Origin of the sequence: Mesorhizobium sp. B1-1-1 (assembly GCF_006442955.1) — a bacterium.
Classification (GTDB): domain Bacteria; phylum Pseudomonadota; class Alphaproteobacteria; order Rhizobiales; family Rhizobiaceae; genus Mesorhizobium.
In genome coordinates this window covers 323201-342840 of the sequence record NZ_VFWW01000001.1, presented here as the reverse complement: position 1 = coordinate 342840, position 19640 = coordinate 323201, and the positions used below count along the sequence as shown (strand labels likewise).

Annotated in this window: 18 protein-coding genes; 5 read left to right on the top strand and 13 right to left on the bottom strand. The window is 63.8% G+C overall.

Going from position 1 to position 19640, the window contains the following annotated elements:
* Window positions 1-69: 69 nt before the first annotated feature.
* The gene (locus tag FJ986_RS01710) at window positions 70-2115 is read right to left on the bottom strand and encodes an NADH:flavin oxidoreductase (RefSeq protein WP_140673253.1); all 2046 of its coding nucleotides are present in this window, start codon (window positions 2113-2115) and stop codon (window positions 70-72) included.
* Window positions 2116-2256: 141 nt separating this feature from the next.
* On the opposite strand from FJ986_RS01710, the gene queF reads away from it, so the two are divergent.
* Window positions 2257-2718, top strand: coding sequence for a preQ(1) synthase (gene queF / locus FJ986_RS01705; RefSeq protein WP_140673251.1), 462 nt, complete (start codon window positions 2257-2259; stop codon window positions 2716-2718).
* Between the two features lie 9 nt (window positions 2719-2727).
* Here queF and FJ986_RS01700 read toward each other — a convergent pair whose 3' ends face one another.
* The 5 genes from FJ986_RS01700 to FJ986_RS01680 form a co-directional block, all read right to left on the bottom strand.
* Window positions 2728-3333 (bottom strand): hypothetical protein, encoded by a 606-nt coding sequence (locus FJ986_RS01700; protein ID WP_140673249.1) that lies wholly within the window; start codon window positions 3331-3333, stop codon window positions 2728-2730.
* 4 nt (window positions 3334-3337) lie between these two features.
* On the bottom strand, window positions 3338-3817 hold the full coding sequence (locus FJ986_RS01695) for a DUF3828 domain-containing protein (RefSeq protein ID WP_140624620.1): 480 nt from the start codon (window positions 3815-3817) through the stop codon (window positions 3338-3340).
* Window positions 3818-3957: 140 nt separating this feature from the next.
* Window positions 3958-5940: an FAD-dependent oxidoreductase gene (locus FJ986_RS01690; RefSeq protein ID WP_140673366.1), complete on the bottom strand. Its 1983-nt coding sequence runs from the start codon at window positions 5938-5940 to the stop codon at window positions 3958-3960.
* Between the two features lie 116 nt (window positions 5941-6056).
* Window positions 6057-7706, bottom strand: a complete 1650-nt coding sequence (locus FJ986_RS01685) for an ABC transporter substrate-binding protein (RefSeq protein ID WP_140673247.1) — start codon at window positions 7704-7706, stop codon at window positions 6057-6059.
* 39 nt (window positions 7707-7745) lie between these two features.
* Window positions 7746-9293, bottom strand: coding sequence for a trimethylamine methyltransferase family protein (locus FJ986_RS01680; protein ID WP_140515574.1), 1548 nt, complete (start codon window positions 9291-9293; stop codon window positions 7746-7748).
* A gap of 92 nt (window positions 9294-9385) precedes the next feature.
* Here FJ986_RS01680 and FJ986_RS01675 point away from each other — a divergent pair, with 92 nt between their 5' ends.
* Both FJ986_RS01675 and mutL read left to right on the top strand, forming a co-directional pair.
* Window positions 9386-10288 (top strand): LysR substrate-binding domain-containing protein, encoded by a 903-nt coding sequence (locus FJ986_RS01675; RefSeq protein ID WP_140515572.1) that lies wholly within the window; start codon window positions 9386-9388, stop codon window positions 10286-10288.
* Window positions 10289-10355: 67 nt separating this feature from the next.
* The gene (mutL, locus tag FJ986_RS01670; protein WP_140673245.1) at window positions 10356-12233 is read left to right on the top strand and encodes a DNA mismatch repair endonuclease MutL; all 1878 of its coding nucleotides are present in this window, start codon (window positions 10356-10358) and stop codon (window positions 12231-12233) included.
* Between the two features lie 37 nt (window positions 12234-12270).
* Here mutL and FJ986_RS01665 read toward each other — a convergent pair whose 3' ends face one another.
* Together FJ986_RS01665 and FJ986_RS01660 are read right to left on the bottom strand one after the other, a co-directional pair.
* Window positions 12271-13029, bottom strand: coding sequence for a hypothetical protein (locus FJ986_RS01665; RefSeq protein WP_140673243.1), 759 nt, complete (start codon window positions 13027-13029; stop codon window positions 12271-12273).
* A 120-nt stretch (window positions 13030-13149) separates the two neighbouring features.
* Window positions 13150-14043, bottom strand: a complete 894-nt coding sequence (locus FJ986_RS01660; RefSeq protein ID WP_140521678.1) for an EamA family transporter — start codon at window positions 14041-14043, stop codon at window positions 13150-13152.
* 93 nt (window positions 14044-14136) lie between these two features.
* Here FJ986_RS01660 and FJ986_RS01655 point away from each other — a divergent pair, with 93 nt between their 5' ends.
* Window positions 14137-15063 (top strand): LysR substrate-binding domain-containing protein, encoded by a 927-nt coding sequence (locus tag FJ986_RS01655; protein ID WP_140673241.1) that lies wholly within the window; start codon window positions 14137-14139, stop codon window positions 15061-15063.
* A gap of 116 nt (window positions 15064-15179) precedes the next feature.
* On the opposite strand, the gene FJ986_RS01650 is transcribed toward FJ986_RS01655, so the two are convergent.
* A complete protein-coding gene (locus FJ986_RS01650) occupies window positions 15180-15767 on the bottom strand; it encodes a hypothetical protein (RefSeq protein WP_140673239.1) in 588 nt (195 codons plus the stop codon).
* Between the two features lie 127 nt (window positions 15768-15894).
* Here FJ986_RS01650 and FJ986_RS01645 point away from each other — a divergent pair, with 127 nt between their 5' ends.
* Window positions 15895-16128: a DUF2093 domain-containing protein gene (locus FJ986_RS01645; protein ID WP_140494196.1), complete on the top strand. Its 234-nt coding sequence runs from the start codon at window positions 15895-15897 to the stop codon at window positions 16126-16128.
* 92 nt (window positions 16129-16220) lie between these two features.
* Here FJ986_RS01645 and lpxK read toward each other — a convergent pair whose 3' ends face one another.
* From lpxK to FJ986_RS01625, 4 genes are read right to left on the bottom strand one after another with little or no spacing between them, the layout of a single operon-like run.
* A complete protein-coding gene (gene lpxK, locus FJ986_RS01640) occupies window positions 16221-17252 on the bottom strand; it encodes a tetraacyldisaccharide 4'-kinase (protein WP_140673237.1) in 1032 nt (343 codons plus the stop codon).
* Between the two features lies 1 nt (window position 17253).
* Complete coding sequence (gene waaA / locus FJ986_RS01635) at window positions 17254-18570, bottom strand: lipid IV(A) 3-deoxy-D-manno-octulosonic acid transferase (RefSeq protein WP_140557085.1); 1317 nt, start codon at window positions 18568-18570, stop codon at window positions 17254-17256.
* Window positions 18567-19358 carry a lysophospholipid acyltransferase family protein gene (locus FJ986_RS01630; RefSeq protein WP_140521674.1) on the bottom strand — a complete coding sequence of 264 codons (792 nt, stop codon included), beginning with the start codon at window positions 19356-19358 and terminating at the stop codon, window positions 18567-18569. The genes waaA and FJ986_RS01630 overlap by 4 nt, the downstream gene beginning before the upstream one ends.
* Before the next feature lie 5 nt (window positions 19359-19363).
* A complete protein-coding gene (locus FJ986_RS01625; RefSeq protein ID WP_140494203.1) occupies window positions 19364-19609 on the bottom strand; it encodes a DUF4170 domain-containing protein in 246 nt (81 codons plus the stop codon).
* Window positions 19610-19640 lie beyond the last annotated feature (31 nt).

The following is a 19640-nucleotide window of genomic DNA, read 5'->3' as shown; positions in this document are numbered from 1 at the left end:
GCAGCAGATGGCTCTCCTTGCGGAGGTTCCGTTGCGCGCCTCCCCGAAATTGTTAGCGACAGCAGCCTTTCAAATCCTTAGCCCGAACCGAATGCCGTCATAGATGGCGGCGTGGATGTTGCGCGAGGCGACGGCATCGCCGATGCGGAACAGCACGAAAGATCCTTGCGGATTGCGCTCGGGAAAAATGTCGCCGCCACTCACCAGCCGCTCATAGTCTATGGCGCCGCCGTTCGTCGCCAATGGCTTCAGCGAGAAATAAAGGTCGTCTAGCGGCGCCGTGCCATGCTCGACCACCACCTGGTCGACCCGCCGCTCGCCGCGCCAGCCGTCGGCGAAATCGGAGGCAAGCTCGGCAACCAGTTGATTGCCCTCGCGGCGCACCGAGCGCAGCCTTGTGTTGATAGTGATGGTGACCCCCTTCTCCTGGAAGGCACGCATGTAGGGTACGTGGTTCATGCCGCCCATTTCCGGCGCGAAGAATCGCTCCGGCGAAACCAGTTCCAGCTTCGAACCGGCAGCCGCGACGAGTTCCGCAGCGCCCATTCCCTGATGGCCTCCATTGTCGTCATAGAGCAGCACGTTTTCAGCCGGCTTGACGCTGCCGGCCATGATGTCCCAGCTCGATGTGACAAGAGTGTCGCCCGCCGTCAGCGGCGGATTCTGCGGCAGTCCGCCGGTGGCGATCACCACGACATCGGGCGACAACGCCAGAACGTCGTCCTTCTCGGCCCAACTGTCGTAGCGGATCTCGACGCCGAGCCGGTCGAGTTCGGCCAGCCGCCAGTCGACGATGCCGATCAATTCCTTGCGGCGCGGGTTCTGCGTCGCCAGCCTGACCTGCCCGCCGGCCTGGCCCGATGCCTCCAGCACCGTCACCTGATGGCCGCGCTCCGCGGCCACGCGCGCTATTTCCAGTCCGCCTGCACCAGCGCCGATGACGACGACTTTTCGCTTTGGTCCCTCGGCCTTGGTGATGATATGCGGAATGTCCGCCTCGCGGCCGGTCGCCGCATTGTGGACGCAGAGCGCCTCGCCGCCTTCGTAGATGCGGTCGAGGCAGTAGGTGGCTCCGACACACGGGCGGATTTCGTGCTCGCGCCCTTCCATCACTTTGCGGACGATGTGCGGATCGGCGATGTGGGCGCGGGTCATGCCGACCATGTCGAGCTTGCCGGCGGCGATGGCGTGGCGCGCGGTTGCGACGTCGGAAATTCGCGCCGCGTGGAAGGTCGGGAATTTCGTCGCCGCCCTCACCTCGCCGGCGAAGTCGAGATGCGGCGATGAGCGCATGCCGGTCACCGGAATGACCTTGGTCAGTGCCGCGTCGGTCTCGATCGAGCCGCGGATGATGTTGAGGAAATCGACCTTGCCTGATGAGGCAAGCCGCCTGGCGATCTCGACGCCCTCCTCTTTCGACAGGCCTTGCGAAAAATCCTCGTCGGCGACCATGCGTATGCCGACGACGAATTTTTCGCCGACGGCCGCCCGCACGGCGTCGAGCACCATGTCGGTGAACCGCAGCCGGTTGTCGAGCGAGCCGCCGAACTCGTCGTCCCGATGGTTGGTGGACGGAGACCAGAAGCTGTCCATCAGATGGCCGTAAGCCTCGAATTCGATGCCGTCGAGACCGGCGGCCTGGCAGCGCTGGGCGGCGGAAGCATAGTCGGAAACGATGCGTTCGATATCCCAATCCTCGATGGTCTTGGGAAAGGCGCGATGCGCCGGCTCCCGCACCGGCGAAGCCGACAGGACGGGCAGCCAGTCGGCCTTGTTCCAACCGGTTCGACGGCCGAGATGGGTGATCTGGATCATCACCTTGCACTCATGCTCGTGGCAGGCGTCGGTCAGTTCCGCGAGCCATGGCACGATCCCGTCATCATAGAGATGCAAATTGCCGAAAGCGGCCGGGCTGTCGCGTGAAACGATGGCCGAGCCGGCGGTCATTGTCAGCGCCATGCCGCCCTTGGCCTTCTCCGTGTGGTAGAGCCGGTACCGCGCCTTGGGCATGCCGTCTTCCGAATAGGCAGGCTCGTGGCTGGTCGACATCACCCGGTTCTTCAACGTCAGATGCTTGAGCTGATAGGGCTGGAGAAGCGGATCGTTGCTGGTCATCGTCTTCCTGCGGTTTCAAATTGTGTTATTGAGCGGCCAGATGCGCCGCCCCTGAATGGATTGCGGCGTCTATTCCAATGTTCGTTCGCGCCGACCGCCATGGAAGCGTGCTTCCGGCGACAGGCAGGCAAGGAGCCGTCCATGATCGATACCAAAACCCTCACCCAACTCGGCGCGCATGTCGAGACGCCACAGAGCCCGGAAGCGGCGGTCCTGGAAACCGTGCCGTTTTCGCGCGGCGACGACCCGCCGGCCATCGTGCGCTTCACCTGCCCGGAATTCACGTCGCTGTGCCCTGTCACCGGCCAGCCTGATTTCGCCCATATCGTCATCGACTACGCACCCGACGCGGCTCTGGTGGAATCGAAGTCGCTCAAGCTGTTCATGACCTCGTTCCGCAATCATGGTGCTTTCCATGAGGACTGCACCGTCATGATCGGCCGCCGCATCGTGGCGGCAACGAGCCCGCTATGGTTGCGCATCGGCGGCTATTGGTATCCACGCGGCGGCATTCCGATCGACGTGTTCTGGCAGACGGGCGCGCCGCCGGAAGGCGCCTGGCTGCCCGAGACCGGAGTGGCGCCCTATCGCGGGCGAGGCTAGCTCGAACCATCATTCGCATTGGTATTGGCTGAGCGCCCATTCGCCGGTCACCGACAGCAGGTCCGATACCTTCCATTCGCCATCGACCTTCTTGAACTTCCACTCAAGGCGGTGCGGGTTGCCGGCGACGACGAAGGCGACGATGACCTTCGCCTGGTCGCCATTGATCGCCTCGAGCGTCTTCAGGCTCTTGTCGATCTCGCCCTTGTCATAGTCGGCATTGTCGAGCGCCATGTTGGGGTCGAGGCACTCGCCCTGCCCGGATTTGCGCAGCGCATCGCTCTTGTCGAGCACCGTTTTCGCCGGATCGACGAAATGGCGGCGCTGCGACGGATCGACCTCCAAGCCGACCTGGTCGTAGAATGGCCGGACCACAGCTGTCGGCGAGCCCGGCTGAATTGGGGCGGCAGGTTCGCTCGGCGAGGCAGCCGGTGGTGTTGCCGGCTCGGCGGCTGCGCGAGGTGCAGGCGCTGGCGGCGACCCGTTGGCGTCGGGCGCGGTGGCCGCCGGAGCGTTTGCCGGCGGCGCGCCGAGCAGCCCCTGCGCGGCGGCGCCACCCAAGTCCGCCGCCATCATGCACACGGCCGACAGCGCCAGGAACCAGCGGCGGGCCATCGGATCACTCCGGATCTTGGCCCGCCAGGCATTCGAGCTGGCTCAGCGTCCAGTCGCTGGTCTTCGATGCGATGTCCGATATCCTCCACTTGCCGTCGATCTTCTTCAGCGACCAATGCATTTCGCGTTGTGCATCGTCTCCTTCCGGAAAGAGACTGAAGCTCGCCACCACCTGGGCAGTATCGCCATCCACCATCTCGGATACTTTCAGGGTCTTGGAGACGGTCTTCTGGTCGAAATCCTGCGCATCGAGGCCCGGATCGAAATCGATGCAGGCGACCTGGTCCGGATTCTTCCTCGTTGCCTGATCGTTGAGGTCGAACAGTCTCGTCACCGGTTCGGTGAAGCGATCCCGGTATTTTGCGTCGGCCTCGAACTTGACCTCCGGAACATAGAAGAATTTCACGGCGTCCGACGCCGGACCGGCCAGGGCGACAGCGGGAAAGGCCGTCGAAAGGGCGGCAAGGAGCACTGTCAGTCTCATGCAGAATCTCCGGCTTTTGATGGCTTGGCGCAATCCAGTAGCACGCATCCTGCATATCGGCTTTTTTGCGGCTCATGAAGCCCGAGGGCGGCTCGCCGCCGATGCAGGCCATCCGACAGGCGCCCGTGCCAAGACTGCGATCAGAGACCAAGCGCCACCTTGCGTCCATCATGGATGGCAAAAGCCGCCTGCCTTGAGGCGGTGCAATCACCAATCGACGTGTGGGCAATTTTGCGCCTGTCGAGCTCGATGGAAAGCATGTCGGCTGCCATACTCGTCGTGGCGAAGATCAGCGCATCGGCTTCGACGTCCTGCTCGGTTCCGTCGAGCAGGGAAGCGACCCTGGCGGCCTTCCCGTCCCAATGAACGATGGCGCTCTCGGTCAAAAACCGCACCCGCAGCCTGGCGAGTGCGCGGCGCAGCGGCGCGTCGACTGCCATTCGCTGAAGCTCTTTGCCAACCAGGGCGTCAGGTGTCACAAGCGTCACATTGTGACCGTCCTCGGCGAGTTTCCAGGCGGTGCCGCACCCTTTCCAATTGCCGCCATCGTCGAGCAAGATAACATTTTTGCCTGGTCTCGCCTCACGGGCCATCACGGCTTCGGCCGAGAGAACCAGCCCGCCGCCCGGGATGCTTTCCCACTGCGGCAATGCCCGTTGGAAAGCGCCGTCTGACGGCATCGAGCCGGTTGCGATGATGACGTGGTCCGCGCCTTCGCGCTCGACATCCTCCGCCTCGACATATTGTCCGTACCGGACGTCGACCTGAAGCTGGCTGAGCTGGCGCTGGTACCAGTCGATCAGATCCAGAATCTGGGCGCGGCGCGGTTGCAGCCCCGCAAGGCGGAACTGCCCCCCAAGACGGTCGGAAGCCTCGGCCAGCGTGACACGATGACCGCGTTCGGCTGCTACACGCGCCGCTTCGAGGCCGGCGGGACCGCCGCCGACGACCAGTACGCGCTTGGGTTGGCTAGCCGGGGCGAAGCGATCTCCGCCCCATTCCCATTCCCGCCCCGCCGAGGGATTGATGACGCAGCTGATCCAGTAGTCGCGGCTGCGTCGGCCCCAGCACATCTGGTTGCAGGACAGGCACCCGCGAATGTCTTCCGGCCGTCCGGCGGCGGCCTTTGCAGCCAGGTGCGGATCGGCGATCTGCCCCCGCACGATGGAAACCAGATCAGCGTGGCCTTCGCTCAGCACACTTTCGGCATTCTGCGGGATACGGATGTGACTCTCGGCGGTGACCAACGCGTGGCGCACGGTGGATTTGAGCACGGACGCCAGGTCGGCGCCGAGCTTTTCCGGATAAACAAAGGTCGGGATGATTTTGTAGAAATCGAAGTAGGAGCCCGTTCCACAAGTCACATAATCCATCAAAGAATCGCGGTCGTGGAGGTCGATTATCTCGGTCAATGCTTCGCGCTTCAGCGCCACTTCGACTTCCGGTTCGTCGTTGACCGCAAGGCCGATGATGAAATCATCGCCGCATTCCCGGCGAATTCTGCTCATCACCTCACGGCTCATCCGGGTGCGATTTTGAAGGCTGCCGCCCCACCGGTCGTCGCGGCGATTCGACCAGGGCGTCCAGAACTGGTCCAGCATCGAATGATACGCCGCCCAGACCTCGACGCCGTCGAAACCGGCCTCGCGGCAACGGCGCGCCGCCTGTACGAAACCGTCGATCGTTTCTTCGATCTCGGCTTCGGACATTCGATGCGAACCGTCAGAGTCGTGATAACTCGGCAGTCCGGAAGGGGACCAGCCGGCATGGAACGAGTTGTCCGCGTCCGCGTGCTGACCGACATGATAGAGCTGCTGGATGGCGACGGCGCCATTGCCGCGGATCGCTTCCGTCACTTTGCGGAAATGGGGGATCACGCTGTCGTCGGAAGGACGGAAGTTGCCGCGGGTAAGAACCGCGGCCCGGTGCACCGGCATCGGCTCGACGACGATCATGCCCGCGCCGCCGATAGCGCGTTCGGCATAATAGCCGACATGCCGTTCTGTCGGCAGTCCCTCTACCGCCATGTTCGCGGTATGGGCTCCGAACACGATCCTGTTGCGTAAGGTCTTGCCGCGCAGAGCAATCGGCGTGAACAACCGGTTGAAGACCTGCCCAGACATGTACCGCTCCTCAAAAGCCTTAGCGGCAGCACCCGAGCGCCAGCGCCCGCGGCCAAATCGATTTTTACCGGACAGCCGGCACCTGAAAGGGTGCCGGCATTCGCCAACCATTGCAGCTAGGCGTCCAGCCAGACGTTCTGGAGGTCCATTTCGAAGGTCTGGTGGACGCCGTAGTTCTTCACCTTCTTGCTCGTATGACTGTAGAGCTTCTGCCAGAACGGCTGGATGATGACGCCGGAATCCTGGAGGATCTGCTCGACATCCTTCATCACCTCCTTGCGCTTGGCGACGTCGATCAGCGATAGCGCCTGCTTGAGCTTGGCGTCGAAATCGGGATTCGAATACGCCGATTCATTCCAGGCCTCGCCGGTGCGATAGCCGAGCGCCAGCACCTGGACGCCGAGCGGGCGCATGTACCAGATCGTCATCGAATAGGGATATTTCGTCCAGTCGTTCCAGAACGTCGAGCCCGGCAGCACCGTCCGTTTCACCTTGATGCCGGCCTCGCGCAGCTGGCCCGCGATGGCATCGCCGGTGTTCTTCTGCCAATCGTCCTCGATGGTGATCAGCTCATGCTCGAAATCGGCCTGCCCCGCCTCCGCCATCAGCTTCTTGGCGCCAGCGGCATCACGCTCCTTCTTGGGCAGTGGGTAATATTCCGGATGGATGGGGCTGACATGGTGGTTTTCGCCGACCGTGCCGCGACCGCTATAGCCAAGCTGCAGCACCGCGTTGTTGTCGACCGCCATCTGGAGCGCGTTGCGAACACGCTTGTCGTCGTAGGGTTTGTGCGTGACGTTGGTGCGCGCAACCAGGGTGGTCGCGGTCGCCACCTCCGATTTCTCCAGCCCCATCTTGTCGAGGATGTCGATAAAATCGGCGGGCGACTCGAAATTGAGGTCGATTTCGCCGGAATCGAAGGCATTCACCGTGGCGTTGAAGTCGGTGCCGTAGTCGATGAATTCGACGCCGTCGAGCGGAGCTTCGCCGCCCCACCATTTGCCGTTCTCGCGGCGCTTGACGACAGCCTTCTGGCCAACATCGTAAGAGACCAGCTCGAAGGGTCCGGTGCCGATCGGCTTCTTGATCGGATCGGCGCCATCGGCATCGAAATTGCGGTGGACGACGAGCGCCGGATAGTCGGTGAAGTTCGGGATCAGCGAAATGTCGGGCTCGGAGAGCTTCAGCTTGACCGTGTTGTCGTCGATCTTGGTGATCGCGCCGTCCCTTGCCTTGCCGGTCTTGGCGTCGATCAGCGCGCCGACACGCGCGGCCATGGAGTTGCCGGCGACGCCCTTCTCGCACCAGCGCGTCACATTGTGCACCACATCATCGGCGTTGAAGGTATCGCCATTGTTCCAGGTGATGCCCTTGCGCACGTGCAGCGTATATTCGGTGGCGTCGTCGTTGATGTCCCAGCTTTCGAGCAGCACCGGCTCGAAGGTGAACTGCCTGGTATAGCGCACAAGCGGCTCCAGCCAGGTGCGCGAGATGTTGGCAAGCTCAACCCAGTCATAGGTGCGCGGATCCTTCTGCGCCTTCACCGACATCGAGACATGCAGCGTTCCGCCCTTCTTCGGCTCCTCGGCCAAGGCGTCCGTCGGCGCGGCAAGGCCGATCATGCCATAGGCCAGAGCCGTCGATGCCCCGAAGGCGCTTGCCAGCGCCAGGAATTCGCGCCGATCGAACCGACCCGCACGCGCCTCGTTGGCCATCTCCTCTATGGCGCTTGGAACACGATCACCATTGCTTTTGAAAAGCGTCATTTTTTCCTCCCTTGTGGTTCCCGTCAGATCTTCGTCCCGTCAGCTAACGCTGTCCGGCAGTTTCTCCTCGCGCAGCGCGATAAAATCCCTGAGACCGTCGGCGATGCCCACATCGAGCTTCGGCTCCTCATAATCGGCCAGCATGTTACGCGCTTTCTCCCGGCCGCGCGTGTCGTGGTCCTTCGCCCCTTCGGCCTTCCACTGTTCATAGGAATTGAAATCCATGATGCTGGGCATGAAGAAGGCCCGCTCGAAATGCTCAAGCGTGTGCTGGGTGCCGAGAAAATGGCCCTGCGGCCCCACCTCGCGGATGGCGGCCATCGCTTCCTTGAAATCGTCGAACGGCAGCCCGCCGGCATATTTGTACCAGCCGACGAGCTGTTCGCAATCGGTCGCGAACTTCGAATAGCCGCAGGTGAGACCCGCCTCGAGCCATCCGGCCGAGTGCCAGATGTAGTTGGCTCCGGCAAGGATGGCGGCATGCATGAGCATGTTCGCCTCGTAGCCGGCCTGGGCATCGTTCAGCTTCGAGCCGACATGGAAGCCGGACGTGCGCCACGGCAGCCCGTATTTCCGCGCCAGCGCGCCCATCAGATACATCATCTGCGCGGCCTCCGGCGTGCCGCCCATCGGAGCGCCGGTCTTCATGTCGACCGTGACCATGAACTGGCCGTAGATTTGAGGCGAGCCGGGACGCAGGAGCTGGGTGAACGCTACACCGGCAAGCGCCTCGGCATTGACCTGGGCCACCGCGCCCACGGCCGAGGCCGAGGTCGAGGCGCCGCAGAGCGCGAAGGGCGCCAGGATCAGCGGCTGATTGTGACGGGCATAGACCTTCATCGCATCCAGCATGGTGGCATCCCATACCAGCGGTGAATTGCAGTTGGTGATCGACACCAGCACAGGGTTGTCGCGCACGTAATCCTCACCGAACACGATGCCCGCCATCGCCATCGTGTCTTCCGCCCGATCCTTCGACGTCACGATGCCCATGAACGGCTTGTCGGAATGCTTCAGCGCCGAATGGATGATGTGGAGGTGACGCTTGGGCACCGCTATTTCCATCGGCTCGCAGATGATCGAGCTCGAGGAATGCAGGGCCGGCGCCATGTAGGCGAGCTTGTGGAAATTGTTGAGGTCGGCGAGCGTGCCGTAGCGCCTGACATTGTCGAGGTCACGCACATAAGGCGCGCCATACATCGGCACGAAGATGGAATTCTTTCCGCCCACGCGCACCGTACGCTCAGGGTTGCGCGCGTTGAGCGTGAACTCCGACGGCACCTTCGAGACGAGCTCCATCAGCAAGGCGCGGTCGATCCGCACTCTTGTCTCGGAGACGTCCGCGCCGGCGGCCTTCCACATTTCGATGGCCTCATCGTCGCGGAACTCGCATCCGACGTCCTCCAGGATGGCGAGCGATTCCTGGTGTATGAGTTCCACTGCCTCGTCCGGCACCATCTGATAGACGGGGATTTGGCGGACCAGTGTCGGAAACGACGTTACCGGAGCTCCCCGCAGCGCCTTGCGCCCCAGGCGGCCGCCGGCTCGACGATTGGCGTGTTCGGTCACAGCGGCCGGTGCGTTCATGGCAACTCCATTCCTCTTATACCTCGCAGCCTAGACGCACAAAACAGGAATGTGACGCTGGAAAATCCTGATCTCTTGTATAAGCTCTGCTTATGCGAAACCTGCGCCACCTCCTGCCCTCGGCCGGCAGCCTGATCGTCTTCGAGGCGGCGGGCCGCCTGTCGAGCTTCACCGCCGCCGGGCGAGAGCTCGGCATGACCCAGGCCGCCGTTTCCTACGCGGTGCGCGGGCTGGAGGAACAGCTCGGCGCCAAGCTGTTCCAGCGCCGTCACCGGCAGGTCAGCCTGACGGAGGCCGGCGAGCGTTTCCACGCCGACGTTTCGCTGGGCCTGTCCCACATCCGAAAGTCGGCGGAGGATCTGCGCCTGCAGGCGACCGGAGGCCACGTGACGCTTGCCGCCTCGACTGCGTTCGGCTCCTTCTGGATGATGCCGCGGCTGCAGCAGTTCCGCGACGAACTGCCGGGCATTGATCTGCGCATCCAGACCGCCGACCGCGACCTCGACATCATCGCAGAGGGAATCCCGCTTGCCGTGCGCGGCGGCGAACCGAGGGACTGGCAGGACTATCATTCGCTGCCGCTTGCCGACGAAGAGATCTTTCCCGTCGCCGGCACCAGCTACGCGGCGAAGTTCGGCCTGCCCAAATCGGTCGCGGAACTGGCCACGCACCGTCTCATCCATCTTGAGGAGCCCTATCGGGAGGCGGCGAGCTGGAATGAGTGGTTCGAATCGGCCGGCGCCCGTCTCGGCGATACCGCACGCGGCCTGCGCATCAACGACTACGGGCTGGTAATCCAGGGCGTCATGGAAGGGCAAGGCATCGCGCTCGGCTGGCGCCACCTTGCCGAGCGGATGCTCGCGACGGGACTGCTGGTGCCGGTGACGGACCATGTGCTCAGGACCGGCAAGGCGTTCTATGTCATCTGGCCGAGGAACCGGGAGCTTAGCGAGAATGCCCGCAAGGTACGGGATTGGCTGGCAGCGCAAGCGTGAGGTCGTTCACTGTTTTCACCGTACTTCACCCTCGCCCGCTCGGCACGAATCCGCCTATACTGTCACCATGCCCATACGCCAGCTTTCCGAAACGATGATCAACCAGATCGCCGCCGGCGAAGTCATCGAGCGTCCGGCAAGCGTGGTGAAGGAACTGGTCGAGAACGCGCTTGATGCCGGTGCAGGAAAGGTCGAGGTCGTCACATTAGGCGGCGGATTGAACCTGATCCGTGTCACCGACGACGGCTTCGGCATCCCCGAACAGGAGCTATCGCTGGCGATCGCACGCCATTGCACCTCCAAGCTTGCCGAAGACATCCACGACATCCGCTCGCTCGGCTTTCGCGGCGAGGCGCTGCCATCGATCGGCTCGGTGTCGCGGCTGTCGATCCGCTCGCGCACGGCGGCAAGCGACAGCGCCGCCGAGATCGGCATCGAGGGCGGCAGGATCTCGCCCGTCAGGCCGGCGGCGGCCAATCGCGGCACCACCGTGGAGGTGCGCGACCTTTTCTTCGCCACCCCGGCAAGGCTGAAATTCATGAAAGGCGAGCGCGCCGAAAGCTCGGCGACCAGCGACGTGGTCAAGCGCATCGCGATCGCCTTTCCGACCGTTCGCTTCACGCTCACCGGTTCCGACCGCTCGACGCTGGAATTGCCGGCGACCGATGACAGCGCGGAAGGCAGCCTGCGCCGCATCGCCCAGGTGATGGGGGTCGAGTTTCCCGACAATTCCATTGCCATCGATGCGATGCGCGAAGGCGTGCACCTGACCGGTCATGTATCGATCCCGTCCTTCACCCGCGCCAACGCGCTGCAGCAATATGCCTATGTCAATGGCCGGCCAGTGCGCGACAAGCTGATCGCCGGCGCTATCAGAGGCGCCTTCGCCGACGTCCTGCCACGCGACCGCCATGCGGTCACGGTGCTTTTCCTGACACTCGACCCGGCGATCGTCGACGTCAATGTCCACCCAGCCAAGGCCGATGTCCGCTTCCGCGACCCCGGCCTGGTGCGCGGGCTGATCGTCGGCGCCATCCGTCAGGCGCTTGCCGAAGCCGGCATCCGCGCCGCCACTTCCGGTGCCGCCGGCATGATGGCGGCGTTCCGGCCGGGAGCGGCGTCATACGCCTATGGCGGCCCGGCCAATGGTCACCGCAGCTACGAAGCGGCCTACCGCGCCTCGGGCTCTGCCGGTTTCGACCACGCACGCTCGCCGCAACGGCCACTCGACATGGAGTTCCAGGGTTCAGGATTCGAACGAAACGGCGGGTTCGGCGAAAACGAGCAGGCGGCGTTCGATGCCGGCCCGATCGCCAGCGCCGACGCCCGGGCAGGACAGGGCGAAGCGGCGGAGACGCTGCTTGGCACGGTGCTCGGTGCGGCACGGGCGCAGGTGCATGAGAACTACATCGTCGCCCAGACCAGGGACTCACTTGTCATCGTCGACCAGCATGCCGCGCATGAGCGGCTGGTCTACGAGGCGTTGAAGAACGCGCTGCACGCGCGCGCCGTGCCGTCGCAGATGCTGCTTCTGCCGGAGATCGTCGACCTGCCTGAAGAGGATGCCGAACGGCTCGCCACGCATTCCGAAACGCTCGCCCGCTTCGGGCTCGGCATCGAGCGTTTCGGGCCGGGCGCCGTGGCCGTGCGCGAGACACCGTCGATGCTGGGCGAGACCAACGTCCAGCAATTGGTGCGCGACCTCGCCGACGAGATCGCCGAGAACGACACCGTCGACACACTGAGGGAAAGGCTGGACAAAATCGCGGCGACCATGGCCTGCCATGGTTCAGTGCGTTCCGGCCGCCTGCTCAAGGCCGAGGAGATGAACGCGCTGCTGCGCCAGATGGAGGCCACGCCCGGCTCCGGCACCTGCAACCACGGCCGCCCGACGTATATCGAACTCAAGCTGGCGGACATCGAAAGGCTGTTCGGGCGGCGGTGAAGTTTGGCCCTATGTCGGCAAGGCCGGGCGCCATCGGTCACTTCTTTTGCTGGTATTTCCTGGCGGAACGATTGAAAATGTAATCCATCGTGTGTCCGTTGCCGCCGCCACGAAAGTTCACGGAGATGATGTCCTTGCGACGCTCCACCCATTTCTGGACGTTCATGTAGATAGGCGTCATCAACATGCCCGCATCGCAACCATCGTCATCGAAAGGGATTTGCTGGACGACCTTGCCGCTGGTCTTCTTGATGACCTGCATTTTCGTCATGCAAATCCCTGAACCGGTGTTTGTGTAAAGTCCGGCAAACCGGTCGGCAGCGGTCTCAGCCCAAAAGGGAATTTCGACAGTTCCGTCGAGTTTCGCCTCGCCCGTGTCGTCCAGGCTTGCAACCTTCTTCAGCGTGACCGGAAATTTGTCCGCGCCTTTGCGCCAGGTCCCTCTCGCACCGCTTTCGCCGATGTCGAGGGAAAGCGGGCAATTCGTGGTATCGACTGGTGTCTTCGATCCCATCACCATGATACGTTCAAATTCCTGGTCGTCCGAAATCGCGCACAGCGAGAGCCTGGTGCCGCTGACCGTGCCGTAGAGCGCGATCGGACTCTGCCTGGCGTCGTAGAAATAACTTCCCTCGACCGTTATGCCGCTGCCATAGCTGTCATATGTCTGAAGCGATAGATGAACGGGATCGCGTCCTATCGACCCTTCGTAGTTCTCCACGTGATACCAGCCGGCGACGGCCTTTTGGCTCAGCAGCAGCAAGCAGAAAAACGCGGCCACGAACGCTCTTCCCATCCCGATCCCCTCCATCAGCGCAAATCAGGATAGCGCGCCTTATGCCCGTATCACAGGGGTTGCCGGTTGAAGCAGCGCGACTTGTGGATTTGAGTCGGAAAACAGCCGCAACTCTCTGATTTATCGCTTCAAATTCACTACGATGACGCCCCCTAGCGCCAGCGCGCCGCCAAGCAGGCCGAGCAGCATCGGGACTTCGCCCAGCCAGAAGAAGCCGATCAGGGCGGACATGGGAGAGACCAGATAAAGGAAGTTCGAGGCACGCGCCGCAGGCAAGCGCGAAAGCGCCGTTGCCCAGGCGGCATAGGCGATCAGGCTCGGCACGACGCCGAGATAGATGACCGCCCCCAGCCCCGCCATATCGGCGACCGCCGCCTGCGAAAAAGCTGCCGGCAGGAAGGGCGCCAGGCAGAGCGCGCCGAGCACCATATTCGAGGCCGCGATGGTCAGTGGATGGTGGCGGGCGAACAGCGGCTTCTGCACGATGGTGTTGACGGCCGAACAGAGCGCCGATCCTAGCACCAGAAGCGCACCCGTGTCGAAATGCAGGCCCTGTCCGTCGGCCATGGCGATAATGCCGATGCCGCTGAAGGAAATGGCGGTGCCGACCCAGGCCATCGTCGAGAATCGTTCGCCGAGCAGCGCCATCGCCATGATGGCGGTGAAGATCGGGCTGACATTGATGATGAATCCGGCAGCACCGGCCGAAACCGTCAGTTCGCCGAAATTGAGCATGGCGGTGTAGAGCGCGACGAAAACGGCGCCGCCAAAGGCCAGGCGCCACAACTCGCCTATGCGCGGCAGCGTCGGCCGCCTGACAGCAAGGAAGATCGCCGCAGGTACCGCGGCGATGGCAAAGCGCAGGGCGCCGAGTTCGAGCGGCCCGAACGCGGCGAGGCCAGCCCGGATCGCCGGAAAGGCCGAGGCCCAGCCAATCACCGTCAGCGCCACCGCTACGGCCGCGGTGGTGTCCATCCGCTGTGCTGGATTCAACGTGCTCGTCATCGCCCTCATCTCATCGTCCTCCCGTTCTTTCGCCTCTCGATGGGGAGAAAACGCTTTTTCGGACCAATTGACAAACGACCAAATCGAGGGTCAGCTGTGACTATGGATCACAGCTTAGACGACATCTTGCCGCTCGAGACACTGCGCGCCTTCGATGCAGCGGCACGCACGGGGAGTTTTTCGGCAGCCGCGCAGAGGCTCAATCTCACCCATGGCGCTATCAGCCGGCAGATCGCCAAGCTGGAGGGCTGGCTTGGCCTGAAGGTTTTCGAACGCGGGGCGCGCGGCGTGACGCTGACGAACGAAGGCAATCGCCTGCATCTCAGGACCACCGAAGCCTTCGCGTTGATCTCGGTCAATTCGGACCGCTGGGTTGAACCGCGCGGCACCGCAGTGGTGCGGCTGGCCTCGATCCCCTCGGTAAGCGGCCTATGGCTGATGCCACGCATGGCGGCGCTTGAGAATGATCCCACCCGCCTGCGCATCGTGCTGGATGTCGATAACCGCCAGGCCGATCTCGCCGATGAAGGCATCGATCTGTCGGTGCGCTGCGGACGCGGCCGCATCCCGGGCCGCGTTTCGATGCAGTTGTTCGAGGAGTATCTGTTTCCGATCGCCTCGCCGAGCCTCGCGCCGGAGATCGGCTGCGGCGACCCGGCCCGGCTGCTCAAATTCCCGCTGATCAACGATTCCGACGCATCCGGCTGGCGCGCATGGTTCGCCGCGCAGGACATGGATTACCGGCCGCGCCCGCAGGACCGACGCTTCGAAGACTACAATCTGGTGCTCGATGCCGCCGCACACGGCCTGGGCATCGCCTTGGCGCGCCCGCCGCTCACCGAACACCAGATACGGTCGGGGCGCGTCGTGGCCGTCGACGATCGTGTTGTGCTCAATCCCGTTTCCTACTGGCTCGATCGTCCCGCCGGAAGGCCCCGCGCCGCTGCCGCCGACCTGTCGCGCCGCATCGCGGCGCAGGCCGGTGTGTCGGCGGAAAAGATCGAACACTTCATCGAAGCCGACACGTAGGTTTCAGAGCAGTTCACCGTTTCACGGAAACGGCGAACCGCTCTATGTCTTTGTTTTGCGCAATTCCATAGGGAAAGCGCTACGCGCTTTTCCCGGGAAAACCGTACCCACTTGCTTTAGCGAATGGCCAACCAGACAAATGCAATGAGCGCGGCAACCAGCAGGCCCGTTGCGATGGGGCCGATGCCGACCGCGCCTTGTTCGCGATTCCCCGGTGCGGCTCCCTTTGGCTGGCCGGTCATGCCCCCCGGCACCACATTGTCGGCTGACGCCTTTTGCACGACGGATACCCGCGGCGAGACGAACGCCGGCCACGAGAGCGGCGCGGGCCGGGCAGCGCCGCCGTCTTCGGCTCTTGTGACGGCCACTGGCACGCCGCGCTGAGCCTCGTCGCCTGGCGACGTCTGCTTGCGCGCCGCAATCTCGGAAACGGCCTTTCTGGCGGTGTCCATATCCGGCTCCATCGCCGCCTGATAGGCCCGTACGATCTGTGGTGCGGCCAATTGCTGCGATGTCTCGGCCGACGCGGGCGGCAGGGCCGCCAGCGCTTCCAAGGGCGGTTGCGGGCGCAAGGCCGGCAGCGGCGGTTGCATGGCCATCTTGACCAGCGCTGCCTTGAGCGCATCGGGTTTCGCCGACGGCACCGCCTGCGGCGTCATCGCCTCCTTGAGCAAGGAAGCCAGCCGAGCGGAAGAAATGTCCATCATGTCCCCACCAATGGTACCCTTCGGCTCATCAAATAGGATATCAGCATTGCCTCGAGCTTGTCCCATGCTTGACCTTGCCGGCAATTTGTGGCGATGAACTCGGCATGAAGCTCGGCACCAAAGCATGATGAACCGTTTCGAAGGCCCCGGCGGCAAGGAAGCCCGTATTCGCTATCTCGACGGCGACTTCCAGGTGACGAGCCCCGGCGCGTTCGTGCGCTGTGCCGTGACCGGCGAAAGCATTCCGCTCGACGAGCTGAAGTACTGGAGCGTCGAGAGGCAGGAGCCCTACATCAACGCCGCGGCCTCATTGCGCCGCGAGATCGAGGCGCATCCGGAATTGCGCAAGCGAAGCTGAGCAAATCCCGGAATGCGCAGCCGTTTCTGTCCGCCGTTGCGTAAAAACCAAGAAGCAGAGCGGGTCAGCGATTCCATCGAAGGCTGAACGCCTTAGCCCTTAAGCTTAAGCTTACGCTGGCGCCAGGCATCGAGCGTCTCCTCGATGATACGTTCGGGAACGTGGTCGAGCTCGAAGACCGCATCGATTTCCAGCACGTCGAGACGATCGAGAAAATCCTTCGAAGCGCCATGGCGCAGCCGGGCGGCGTCCTTGGCGGTGGTGATGAGGCCGAGCCCTTCGGCGCGCGCGGTGGCCGCCAGTTCGGCAAGCTCATCCTCGCCGTAGAAATGATGATCCGGAAACGGCCGCTTCAAAGCCACCTCGCCGCCGGCCTCCTCTACCGTGTCGAAGAATTTCTCGGGGTGGCCGATGCCGGCGAAGGCGAGATAGCGTTTGCCGGCGAGGCGTTCCTTGCCGCTCGGCTCGGTGTGAGCCTCGAAGATCGGCCGGCCGGCGCGCGCCGCCTGGCGCACCACCGCGTCGGCGGCGGTGCCGTCACCCATCTTCAGCAACCCGCTGGTGAAGACCAGCTGATCGACGACCCTGGCCCTGAGCGGCCCGCCCGGGATGACACGGCCGTTGCCGATGCCGTACCGCGCGTCGACGACGACCAGCGCATAGTCGATATGGATGCGCGCGCTCTGGAAACCGTCATCCATGATCAGGAAATCGCAGCCATGATTTTCCATGAGCAGTCGGGCGCCGGCGGCGCGGTGCGGCGTCACTGCCACGGGCGCGTGTTCGGCCAGCAGCAGCGGCTCGTCACCGACATGCCTGGCGCTGTCGTGTTTGATGTTGACGATATGCGGCTCGGCGAAGGAGCCGCCATGGCCGCGCGAGAGGAAACCGGGTTTGAGCCGCATGCGCCTGGCGTGTTCGGCCATGGCGATCGCTACCGGGGTCTTGCCCGTCCCGCCGACGGTGAAATTGCCGATGCACAGAACCGGCGCTTCGATCTTCTCGCGTCTGGCCCGCCGCATGCCACGGCCGGCGACGAATGCATAGGCGGCCGACAGCGGCGACAGCGCGAAAACGCGCCAGTCCGGCTCCTCCCACCAGAACGGCGGTGCTTCGGAGGCCATTTTAGCGCCCGTTCGCGCCCTTCAGGCGCGCCTTGACGACCAGCGGCTGGATATAGGGCTCAAGCGACTTCAGCGTGCGCGCCAGCGCGCCGCGCATCTCATCGACGGTCGCGGCGCCGGCCGCCATCATCTCATGGCGCGCGACTTCGTTGGTGAGCAGGAAGTTGACCGCACCGGCCAGCATGTCGCGGTCGCGCACCAGCTTGGCGCCGCCGCTGTCGAGCAGGCGCTGGTAGGCCTCGCGGAAATTCTGCACGTTGCGTCCGGCAAGGACCGCCGTCTCGAGCATGGCTGGCTCGAGCGGGTTCTGGCCGCCTTCGGAGGTGAGCGAACGGCCGACAAAGGCGATCTCGGTCATCCTGAGATAGAGCCCCATCTCGCCGATCGTATCGCCGAGCAGGATGTCAACGTCGGGCCCGATCCTGTCGGCCTTGCTGCGCCGCGCGACCTTGAGGCCCATGCCGGAAATCTGCTCGGCCAGGGCCTCGGCGCGGTCGGGATGGCGCGGGACTACGATCGTCAGCAGGCCGTGGTGACGCTTGTGCAGCATCGCATGGACCTCGGCGGCAACCACTTCCTCGCCGTCATGGGTCGAGATCGCCGCCCAGGTCGGACGGCCGCCAATCTGCCGCTGCAAGGTGGCCAGCGCCCGTTCGTCGACGGGCGGCGGGTTGGTGTCGACCTTGAGATTGCCGGAAACGGTTACCGGCCGGGCGCCGAGCGCGCGGAAACGCTCGCCGTCGACATCGGACTGGGCAACGACATGGGCAAGGTTCTCGAACAGCGCCTCGGCGATGTTGGGGCGCTTCTTCCAGGACGTGAAGGAGCGGTCGGACAGCCTGCCATTGACCAGAACCTGCGGCACGTGGCGGGCGCCAAGCTCGAGAATCGTCATCGGCCAGATCTCCGATTCGGCGATGATCGCCAGATCCGGCTTCCAGTGGTCGAGGAAACGGCTGACCGCCGGCTTGAGGTCGAGCGGCACATACTGGTGGATGATGCGGTCGCCCAATCTCTCGTCGGCGACCTTGGCCGACGTTACGGTGCCGGTCGTCAGCACGATATTGACGCCGTAGTCGAGTATGCTCTCGACCAGGGGAACGACAGCTATGGTTTCGCCGACGCTCGCGGCGTGGATCCAGATAACAGGCCCATCGGGGCGAGGCCGGCCGGCGACGCCGTAGCGTTCGCGGCGGCGGTTGCGGTCTTCCTTGCCGCGCGAGGTGCGCCAGGCAACATAGGGTCCGACCAGCGGATAGGCGACAGCGCCCGCCAAACGATATGCCGTCAGCATGGTACGCGCCCAGCGACCGCTCATCGCGGGGCATCCACGAGACGGTAGGCCTCGGCGGTCGCGGCATTGAGCGAGGCCGTCACTTCGAGGCGCTTGCGCTCCATCTCGGCGTCATCGGCATTGGCCGGCACGAAAACCGGTGTACCGATGATGATGGACGAGCGGCCGAACGGCAGGTTGATGGTCGTCTTGTCCCAGCTCTTCTCCAGCACCTTGCGGCGGCTGGTGGCAATGGCCGCCGGCAGGATCGGCCGGCCGGAGAGCCGCGCCAGGAGCACGATGCCAAGCCCCGCATCGCGCGGCGTGCCATGGGGGATGTCAGCGATCATAGCGACGTTCTTGCCGGCGACGAGCGACTTTTTCAGGGCGATCAGCGCCTTGGCGCCGCCCTTGTCGAGATGTTTGGCATTATCGCGCCCGCCGGAGCCGCGTACGGCCTCGATGCCGAATCTCTCGATCATCAGGGCGTTGAGTTCGGCATCGGCACTGCGCGACACCATGGCGACGAGCGGCCTGCCCTTGGGGTAGTAGGCCGGCGTCAACAGATGCTGGCCGTGCCAGAGCGCAATGATGCCGGGCTCGAATTGGGCATAGGCACCGCCGGTCAATTTCGCCGATCCGTCGACGACGCGGTTGGTCAGGCGCACCAGCCGAACGAACTGCGCCAGCAGGCCGACGATGATGTTCTTGACGAATCGCGACTGCGCCAGCGGCTTGCGGATCCTGCGCCAGAAGGCCTTGGTGGCGCGGCTGCGGCCCCTGCCCGTCGGCGTAGCCTGGCCGGGCGGCGCTTTCGCCAGATCATTATCCATCGACGTCAACCGACAGCCTTGTGGTCGGGGTCCAGGAGCCGATGCAGGTGCACGACGAAATAACGCATATGGGCATTGTCCACGCTGGCCTGCGCCTTGGCTTTCCATGCCGTATGGGCGGATTGATAGTCGGGATAGATGCCGACGATGTCGAGCGCGTCAAGATCGCGGAATTCGGTGCCGCCAAGCTTCTTCAGTTCGCCGCCGAACACCAGGTGCAAAAGCTGTTTCTTTCCGTCTTCCGCGGCCATTTCGGTCCTTCACATATTGTGAGTTTGTGAC

Bases quoted from the DNA above. Each gene is read 5' to 3' on its own strand.
- FJ986_RS01625 (WP_140494203.1), bottom strand. From the start codon at position 19,609: ATGGCCGCGGAAGACGGAAAGAAACAGCTTTTGCACCTGGTGTTCGGC.
- FJ986_RS01680 (WP_140515574.1), bottom strand. From the start codon at position 9,293: ATGAACGCACCGGCCGCTGTGACCGAACACGCCAATCGTCGAGCCGGC.
- FJ986_RS01655 (WP_140673241.1), top strand. From the start codon at position 14,137: ATGGATCACAGCTTAGACGACATCTTGCCGCTCGAGACACTGCGCGCC.
- FJ986_RS01710 (WP_140673253.1), bottom strand. From the start codon at position 2,115: ATGACCAGCAACGATCCGCTTCTCCAGCCCTATCAGCTCAAGCATCTG.
- FJ986_RS01690 (WP_140673366.1), bottom strand. From the start codon at position 5,940: ATGTCTGGGCAGGTCTTCAACCGGTTGTTCACGCCGATTGCTCTGCGC.
- FJ986_RS01660 (WP_140521678.1), bottom strand. From the start codon at position 14,043: ATGAGGGCGATGACGAGCACGTTGAATCCAGCACAGCGGATGGACACC.
- mutL (WP_140673245.1), top strand. From the start codon at position 10,356: ATGCCCATACGCCAGCTTTCCGAAACGATGATCAACCAGATCGCCGCC.
- FJ986_RS01675 (WP_140515572.1), top strand. From the start codon at position 9,386: ATGCGAAACCTGCGCCACCTCCTGCCCTCGGCCGGCAGCCTGATCGTC.
- FJ986_RS01665 (WP_140673243.1), bottom strand. From the start codon at position 13,029: ATGGGAAGAGCGTTCGTGGCCGCGTTTTTCTGCTTGCTGCTGCTGAGC.
- FJ986_RS01645 (WP_140494196.1), top strand. From the start codon at position 15,895: ATGATGAACCGTTTCGAAGGCCCCGGCGGCAAGGAAGCCCGTATTCGC.
- FJ986_RS01700 (WP_140673249.1), bottom strand. From the start codon at position 3,333: ATGGCCCGCCGCTGGTTCCTGGCGCTGTCGGCCGTGTGCATGATGGCG.
- waaA (WP_140557085.1), bottom strand. From the start codon at position 18,570: ATGAGCGGTCGCTGGGCGCGTACCATGCTGACGGCATATCGTTTGGCG.
- FJ986_RS01695 (WP_140624620.1), bottom strand. From the start codon at position 3,817: ATGAGACTGACAGTGCTCCTTGCCGCCCTTTCGACGGCCTTTCCCGCT.
- queF (WP_140673251.1), top strand. From the start codon at position 2,257: ATGATCGATACCAAAACCCTCACCCAACTCGGCGCGCATGTCGAGACG.
- FJ986_RS01650 (WP_140673239.1), bottom strand. From the start codon at position 15,767: ATGGACATTTCTTCCGCTCGGCTGGCTTCCTTGCTCAAGGAGGCGATG.
- lpxK (WP_140673237.1), bottom strand. From the start codon at position 17,252: ATGGCCTCCGAAGCACCGCCGTTCTGGTGGGAGGAGCCGGACTGGCGC.
- FJ986_RS01630 (WP_140521674.1), bottom strand. From the start codon at position 19,358: ATGGATAATGATCTGGCGAAAGCGCCGCCCGGCCAGGCTACGCCGACG.
- FJ986_RS01685 (WP_140673247.1), bottom strand. From the start codon at position 7,706: ATGACGCTTTTCAAAAGCAATGGTGATCGTGTTCCAAGCGCCATAGAG.